This is a genomic window from Mesorhizobium sp. M1182, assembly GCF_040318335.1.
Taxonomy (GTDB): domain Bacteria; phylum Pseudomonadota; class Alphaproteobacteria; order Rhizobiales; family Rhizobiaceae; genus Mesorhizobium.
The window spans coordinates 1-6,884 of sequence record NZ_JAMYMD010000066.1 but is presented as its reverse complement, the minus strand read 5'-3'; the positions used below and the strand labels follow the sequence as shown (position 1 = coordinate 6,884).

At 61.5% G+C, this 6,884-nt stretch carries 7 protein-coding genes; 4 read left to right on the top strand and 3 right to left on the bottom strand.

What is annotated here, in order from left to right; all coding sequences use genetic code 11:
* On the bottom strand, positions 1-353 hold a 353-nt coding region (locus NKH33_RS32950; RefSeq protein ID WP_352923703.1), incomplete at its 3' end, for a FadR/GntR family transcriptional regulator.
* Between the two features lie 30 nt (positions 354-383).
* Positions 384-1,385: a LysR family transcriptional regulator gene (locus NKH33_RS32945; RefSeq protein WP_352923700.1), complete on the bottom strand. Its 1,002-nt coding sequence runs from the start codon at positions 1,383-1,385 to the stop codon at positions 384-386.
* 110 nt (positions 1,386-1,495) lie between these two features.
* On the opposite strand from NKH33_RS32945, the gene NKH33_RS32940 reads away from it, so the two are divergent.
* The 3 genes from NKH33_RS32940 to NKH33_RS32930 all read left to right on the top strand — a co-directional run bounded on the left by NKH33_RS32940 (position 1,496) and on the right by NKH33_RS32930 (position 4,340).
* The gene (locus NKH33_RS32940; RefSeq protein WP_352819100.1) at positions 1,496-2,110 is read left to right on the top strand and encodes a nitroreductase family protein; all 615 of its coding nucleotides are present in this window, start codon (positions 1,496-1,498) and stop codon (positions 2,108-2,110) included.
* Complete coding sequence (locus NKH33_RS32935; RefSeq protein ID WP_352923698.1) at positions 2,107-2,964, top strand: EamA family transporter; 858 nt, start codon at positions 2,107-2,109, stop codon at positions 2,962-2,964. The genes NKH33_RS32940 and NKH33_RS32935 overlap by 4 nt, the downstream gene beginning before the upstream one ends.
* A gap of 887 nt (positions 2,965-3,851) precedes the next feature.
* The gene (locus NKH33_RS32930; RefSeq protein WP_352923695.1) at positions 3,852-4,340 is read left to right on the top strand and encodes a nucleoside deaminase; all 489 of its coding nucleotides are present in this window, start codon (positions 3,852-3,854) and stop codon (positions 4,338-4,340) included.
* Between the two features lie 81 nt (positions 4,341-4,421).
* Here NKH33_RS32930 and NKH33_RS32925 read toward each other — a convergent pair whose 3' ends face one another.
* Positions 4,422-5,318, bottom strand: a complete 897-nt coding sequence (locus NKH33_RS32925) for an NAD-dependent epimerase/dehydratase family protein (protein ID WP_352923693.1) — start codon at positions 5,316-5,318, stop codon at positions 4,422-4,424.
* Positions 5,319-5,470: 152 nt separating this feature from the next.
* Here NKH33_RS32925 and NKH33_RS32920 point away from each other — a divergent pair, with 152 nt between their 5' ends.
* Positions 5,471-6,409, top strand: coding sequence for an NAD(P)-dependent oxidoreductase (locus NKH33_RS32920; RefSeq protein WP_352923691.1), 939 nt, complete (start codon positions 5,471-5,473; stop codon positions 6,407-6,409).
* Positions 6,410-6,884 lie beyond the last annotated feature (475 nt).

The following is a 6,884-nucleotide window of genomic DNA, read 5'->3' as shown; positions in this document are numbered from 1 at the left end:
GTCGCGTACCAGGCCAGCACGTCGCGATCGAGCAGGTTCCAGCGCTCCTTCGGCTCGACCCAGCTGCCGATCTTCGGGCGTGACGACAGCAGGCTCTTGGCCATCAGCATTTTTATGGCCTCGCGCACCGCCGAGCGGCTGACGTCGAAAGTCTCGGACCATTTGGCTTCGTTGGGCAGGATGGTTCCCGGCGGATAGTCGCCGCGCACGATCCTCAGCCCGATCTCGTTGGCGAGCGACGCGTGAACGCTCGACCCCGGTATGCGCGCCGCATCGGCCCGGCGAATACCGCTCGTGCGTTCGGCGAACGCCTCGGCCGCTGTCTTTCCCTTATTCGGCTTCGCGTCCTGCATAGCTCCACAAAGTCCGGATTTGGAGGCGTGTCAAGGAGATGAAATCGACGGCAATATCTCAGTTTGGTTTTCCGCCTCCGTCCCCTCCCCGACACCGCGCTTTGCCGGGCGTTCACGCCGGGGAGGCACGAACGGCTTCTCCTTGTCCCGGCTGAATTCCTCGATCAGGAAATCAAGGAAGACGCGGATTTTCGGGGCAAGATGCTGGCGTGCCGGATAGACCGCGTAGAGCGTGGTTTCGACCTTGTCCCAGTCATCCAGAGCCGATTGCAGCCGGCCTGCTTTCAGGTCGCTCTCGACATAGGGATAGGGGATCAGGCTGACGCCGAAGCCGGCACGCAGCGCATCGCGCACGGCAAGGCTTGACGAGACCGTATATCGTCCGTCGATGGCGATCCGCTCGGCGCGGCCGTCCTTGCGGAATTCCCATATGTCCGCATGCCCCGAGAGGCTGAACCGGATGCAATTGGCCGCCTTCAAATCGGCAGGCGTCTTGGGCCGGCCATGCTCCTCGAAGTAGGACGGAGCTGCGCAAAGCACGTGCGGCATGACCGCAAGCTTTCTGGCGACCAGACTGGAATCCTCGAGATTGTCGCTGCCGCGAATGGCCAGGTCAAATCCCTCCCGCACGATATCGACGCGTCTGTCGTCAAGATGCAGATCGAGTTTCAAATCGGGATAACGCGATAGAAACGCGGGGATCGCAGCCGAAAGCCGCGTCAACGTGACAGTCATCGGCGCGCTGACCCGCAACGTGCCGCTCGGCGCCGTCTTGATCGGGCCGAGTACCTGGTCGGCCCTGGCCAGCGCATCGAGCCCCTGCGTGACATGCTCCAGATAGATCCTGCCCTCTTCGGTCAGCGCCATGCGCCGCGTTGTCCGGTTGATGAGCCGCACCCCCAGATGCGCCTCCAGTTCGGCGATGTTCTTGCTGACCGCGGGAGGAGAGAGACCGAGCCGCCGTCCAGCTTCGGCAAAGCTGTTCAGTTCCGCCACCTGGCGGAAAACCTGCAACGCCGTCAGGCGATCCATCGCACCATTCTCTTCCAGTAAATAATGTCTTGCAATTGTTGCATATTATCGCTCCTTGGTAAATTCTCTATCTGCTTCCCGAACGACTTTCTCAGTTTCGGAATGACATGATGACCAACCCCGCAATTTCCCTTATCGAGCGGCGCATGTCGGCCAATCGGTTCGATGCCTCGCACGAATTGACGGACGCCGAGATCGAGGAGCTGGCACGTCTCGCAACGCGAGCGCCAAGCGCCTACAACCTTCAGAATTGGCGGTTCATCGCGGTGCGGACGCCGGAAGCAAAGGCACGATTGCGCAGCCTCGCCCATGGCCAGGCCAAGGTGCAGGAGGCAGCCGTCACCTTCATCATCTGCGGCGTACTGCCCGACCACGCTGCCCTCGATGCCAGGCTCCGTCCGTTCGTCGAAGCCGGCTTCATGCCGGCGGATATGGCTTCGGGGTGGCGGGAGGGCGCCCGCGCCCAATATGCCGATCCTCTAGCGGCCCGCGACGAAGCCGTGCGCTCGGCAACGCTTGGCGCCGCAACGCTGATTTTCGCGGCCGAAGCGCTGGGGCTCGTCTCCGGTCCGATGGCAGGCTTCGATGCCGAAGGCGTGGCCCGCGAGTTTGGCCTTGTGCGCAATGAAATGGCGGTGATGCTCATCGCGGTCGGCCGCGCCGCGCCCGGAAACTGGCCGCAAAAGCCGCGCCGCCCTCTTGCCGAAGTTCTGGAAATCTTATGAAGACGCACCGTACCGATCTGCTGCTTACAGCCATCGCACCGGCAATATGGGGCAGCACCTATATCGTCACCACGCAGTTCCTGCCGAACTTCTCGCCGATGACGGTCGCAATGCTGCGTGCCCTGCCCGCCGGATTGCTGCTGCTGGCGATCGTTCGGCAATTGCCGACGGGCATCTGGTGGCTGCGCAGTTTCGTCCTCGGTGCCCTCAACATCTCGATCTTCCTGAGCATGTTGTTTGTCGCCGCCTACCGGCTTCCGGGCGGGGTCGCGGCGACCGTGCTGTCGGTCCAGCCATTGATTGTGATTTTCCTCGCTGCTGCCGTGCTTGCCAGCCCTGTCCGCCGGTTGGCGATTGTCGCCGCCCTTGTCGGGATCGCCGGTGTTGCATTGCTGGTGCTGACCCCGAACGCGACGCTCGATGCGGTCGGCGTTGCCGCCGGCCTCGCCGGGGCGGCCTCAATGGCCTTCGGAAGCGTGTTGAGCCGCAAGTGGCAGCCGCCAGCATCGCTGCTGGCCTTTACGGCATGGCAACTGACTGCCGGTGGTCTCCTTCTCGTTCCGGTGGTCCTGCTTTTCGAACCACCCATCCCGTTCCCGACCGCGGCCAACCTGGTTGGACTGGTGTGGCTCGGCCTGATCGGTGCGGCGCTGACCTATGTCCTCTGGTTCCGAGGCATTGCACGACTCGAATCTTCGGTGGTGTCATCGCTGCTTTTCCTCAGCCCGGTGACCGCCGTGCTGCTTGGATGGGTATTCCTGGATCAGACGCTGACCTTGCCCCAGATCGCCGGCGTCGTTTTCGTCATCGGCAGCATCTGGCTGGCTCAACGGCCTAGCCGCAACGAGGCTTGAGCCTGGTGGTAGTGGGTCAGTTTGAAAATTCGATCAAGACGGATGGCCGAAGACGGTTAAAATAAGCTCGACCGCACCGAAGCTGCAGAAGAACACAACAGCACCATATGCAATCACCCGGCGCGGTATCAGGAAGCGCGCTGACCAAAATCCAGCACGAAGCCTTGCGTCTCGCTTCCCCAGTCGTTCGCCCCATGGAAGGTTCTGGTCATCGATTGACCCATAGAAATCGGTGCGCAGAATTATGCTTAGGAGTGCGACGAACATGGCTGCGAAACTCAGGGCCAAGACAACGACACATGCTGTTATTGGAATAAACAAGTGAGGATTGTTCGCCCACTCGTACTTCAAATGTCCTCACTCCCCGCTTTTGGCCGCGAACCATAGGCTTCTCTGCCTCTTTGGCTTGGATCAGCGCGACAATATCACTGATTTCCCAACGCTTGCCAGTGACGCCAGCGGCCGGTAGTGTCTCAGTTTGAAATTTGACGGAATACAACATGCATTTCCCATATCGGGCTGAGCTCCTGTATGCTTACCGGAAAGCATGGGAGCAATCGTGAGCGATCACAATCAAGACGCATTGGAAGGTTGGACGTTTACCTCTGGCGAGGTCTCAGCTGGCGTGTACCGATTTAGCGGTCGCCATTATGACGGACGCTCGGTTGAACGGCAGGGCCCGGACTATGAGGCTATAAAGGCCGACTGCATGAATGATGCCCGGACACTTGGGAAGCCAGCCTATGCCAACCGGTCCTAGAGGCCAGAAGCGCCCTCCGATGTGATCGGCAACGCAGTCCATGTCATGCGCATTGCGACAGGCGAGGAAGCCGACGAAGTGATTGACGACGGCAAAGACCCCGCTGCAGCTGCCGGAGGGTCTGCCGATGCCACAACGCCCTTATGATGAGCGCCTGCTCCGTCAGGCGTTCGAAGTCGCGCGCAAGGCCCGCGATGCTGGCGAACATCCCTTTGGTTCGCTGCTCGCTGACAAGGACGGCAATGTGTTGCGCGAGCAGCCCAACGCTTACAAAGCCGGCGGCGGCGACCGCACCGCTCATGCCGAAAGGCTGCTGGCCTCGTGGGCGGCGATGAATGTCAGTCTCGAAAAGCTGGCTTCCTGCACCCTCTACACGTCGGCCGAACCTTGCGCGATGTGCTCCGGGACAATCTATTGGGCGGGCATCGGACGGGTCGTTTTTGGGCAGAGCGAACACGACCTCAAGCGGTTGACGGGTGCACATGTCGAGAATCCCACGCTCGACCTGCCCTGCAGGATCGTCTTCGAAGCTGGGCAGCGTCCGACTGAAGTCATCGGCCCGCTGCTTGCCGATGAAGCGGCGCAACTCCAGGCCGAATTCTGGAAGGACAACTAGCTCAATTGCCGCGCGGCAAACGAGCGGGTGCCAGCCGCAATTCGGGGCTGGCCCAGTGCCGGTTCGGGTCAGCTGCGCCCGTCAGCTCGTCTTGACGTATTTCCGCCAGCTGTGCTCCGGCCGGAAGCCGAGCATGTCGCGCGCCTTGCGATTGGAGAGCAGCGTCTCGTATTCGCCAAGTTCACCCTTGACCGGCACATCGGGATAAAACCGCTTCAGCAGTTCGGCTGTCGGCAGGTCGGACGAGGTGTCGTCGTTGGCGGCGTTGAACACCTGATAACCGAGCCCGTCCTTCTCGATGGCGCGCAGCGTGATCTGGCCGAGGTCGCGCGCGTCGATATAGCTCCAGGCGATGCGCTTGCGGAAACCCGGATCGGCGAACCATTTCGGAAACAGCGAATATTCATGCGGCTCGATGACGTTGCCGATGCGCAAGGCGTAGATGTCGAAGCCGCTGCGCAGCGCAAAGGCGCGCGCCGTCTTCTCGTTGACGACCTTGGACAGCGCGTAGCTGTCCATCGGGTCGACGTCGTACGCCTCGTCGAGCGGAAAATGCGTCGGGTTGCGCGGCTCGTTGGCGAAGACCAGGCCGTAGGTCGTTTCGCTGGAGGCGATCACCACCTTGCGGATGCCGAGCTTCACCGCGGCCTCGATGACGTTATAGGTGCCGAGCGCGTTGATGCGGAACACCTCATTGTCGGGCGTGATCATGATGCGCGGGATCGCCGCGAAATGCACCACGGCATCCACCGGCTGCGTACGCAGCGACGGGTCGAATTCATGCAGGCCGATATAGCTCGACAGCGCATTGAACACCTGCCCGCTGTCGGTGATGTCGGTGATCAGCGTGCGCACCTTGGGATTGTCGAGCGGCTTGGTGTCGATGTTGAGCACCTGGCAGCCCTGCTCGACCAGATACTGCACGACGTGGCGCCCGGCCTTGCCGCTGCCGCCGGTGAACATGATCCGCTTCGTCATTTTGCTCTCCACATTCCCTAAGATTCATGTGTATTGTCAGACAATATCGAACTCTGCAATCGCCTGCCACGGCGAGCGGCAAAAACCCGCTTCAACAATTCGCCGGCAAGCTGCAGCGCCGTCATCCATCATTGCAAATAGGACGAAATGACATGAACACGACCGCCGCGAGCGAAAAGATCGGCTTCATCGGGCTTGGCCTGATGGGGCACGGGATCGCGAAGAACATCGTCGACAAGGGCTATCCGCTGACGTTTCTCGGCCGCAAGAACCGCGCGCCGGCGGAAGACCTGCTCGGCCGCGGTGCCAAGGAAGCGGAGACCTCGCGCGACGTCGCGGCGGCATCGACGGTTGTCTTCATCTGCGTCACCGGCTCGCGCGAGGTCGAAGCCATCATCCGCGGCCCAGGCGGTCTCAAGGAAGGCCTGAAGCCGGGATCGGTTGTCGTCGATTGCTCGACATCGGATCCTGTCTCGACGGTGACGCTGGCCGCCGAACTCAAGGGGCTCGGCGTCGATTATGTCGATGCCCCGCTCAGCCGCACCCCGAAGGAGGCTTGGGAAGGCACGCTCGACGCCATGGTCGGCGCGCCCGATGCGGTCTTTGCCCGGCTGAAGCCAGTGCTCGAAACCTGGGCCGGACGCATCGTCCACATCGGCGACACTGGTGACGGCCATCGCATGAAGCTGCTCAACAATTTCATCTCGCTCGGCTACGCCGCGATCTATTCCGAGGCGCTGGCGCTGGCGCAGAAGGTCGGCATCTCGCCGCCGCGCTTCGACAGCGTCATCCGCAACGGCCGCATGGATTGCGGCTTCTACCAGACCTTCATGCGCTGGACGCTGGAAGGCGACCGCGACGCGCACAAATTCACCATCGCCAATGCCTTCAAGGATCTCACCTATCTCGAATCGATGGCGGGTGCCGCCGGCATCGCCAACCCGCTTGGCAACGCCACCAAGAACGCCTTCGCCGGCGCCTTTGCCACCGGACCTGCCGATCAATATGTGCCGATGCTGGCGACGCATATCGGCAAGGTCAACGGTGTCGACCTGATGCCGACCAGGGATGGCAAAAAGCAGACGATCTGAGAACGTTGGGATTAACGCCTGGGAGTGTCGCAACTGCAAACGTTCGCTGCCGACCAGCTACATCCGCCAATCTCCAACGCTGGCGATTAGCATATGACACCACACCTTCGTCATCCCAGGGCGGAGCAGGAGCGAAGCGACGTCGCGCAGACCCTGGGAGCCATGCCGTGACATCAGCCGAAGAATGCAGCGGCTCAGAACGGCGCTTGTATCCGCCATTGCGCTCGTCGCCCTTCCACCATGACCGCGAGCCAGAAGCTGCGGAAGCGCTGGCTCCGCCAATGGAAGACCGAATTGATCGAGACGACCAGTCCCAGAGTGCTTCGAGCTTTTTCGCAGGACCGGGTGGCAGCGTTTGGTTCTGGTCTGCTGGAGCACTGCCGTAAGGTAACGGCATGATGGGGTGGACGGCGCCCGACGGCATCGGATGTGCCAGAATGAGTTCGTTGAGATCTCAAACAAGGGAGCCGTCCGT